We start from the raw sequence: 615 nt of genomic DNA, 5'->3' as shown, positions 1-615 counted from the left end.
TATGCTGATTGAGGTGCAGGGCCTGTCCAAGCGATACCGCCCCCGCGGCCCCATGGTGGTGGAGGAGATCTCCTTTACCATCGACCGGGGAGAGACGCTGGCCATTTTCGGTGACAGCGGCAGCGGCAAGTCCACCATCGGCCAGATCCTGGCAGGAATCTATCCAGCCACCGCCGGAGAGGTGAGGCTGGACGGGCAGAGATTGTCCTATCCCCTCCGGGGGCCCGCCCGAAGGCGGATTCAAATCCTGTTTCAGCATCCGGAGGTGGCGTTCAATCCCAAGCTGCGGCTGATCGACAGTATGCGGGAGCCTTACCGCCTGTTCCATCTGCCTTATACCCGGCAGGGACTGTGCGATTATCTGGAGCGCTACGGCATTTATGAGGAACACCTGGACCGCTTTCCAGCGGAGCTCAGCGGAGGGGAGCTCCAACGGCTTGCTCTGGCCCGGGCGATGCTGATGGAACCCTCTTTTCTGGTTCTGGATGAGCCGACCTCCATGCTGGATGTGATTTCTCAGGCGCAGATGATCCACTTGCTGCAGGAAATTCAGCAGGAGCGGGAGGTGGGCTACCTGTTTATCTCTCACGACCGCGCTCTATGTGAGCGCTTCTG

At 60.2% G+C, this 615-nt stretch carries 1 protein-coding gene; it reads left to right on the top strand.

Annotated elements, in window-relative coordinates:
* On the top strand, positions 1-615 hold a 615-nt coding region (locus HMPREF0372_RS05270; protein WP_007489581.1), incomplete at both ends, for an ABC transporter ATP-binding protein.

It is taken from the genome of Flavonifractor plautii ATCC 29863 (assembly GCF_000239295.1).
Lineage (GTDB): Bacteria > Bacillota > Clostridia > Oscillospirales > Oscillospiraceae > Flavonifractor > Flavonifractor plautii.
The sequence above is the reverse complement of the archived record's forward strand: the minus strand, read 5'-3'. Positions and strand labels throughout refer to the sequence as shown.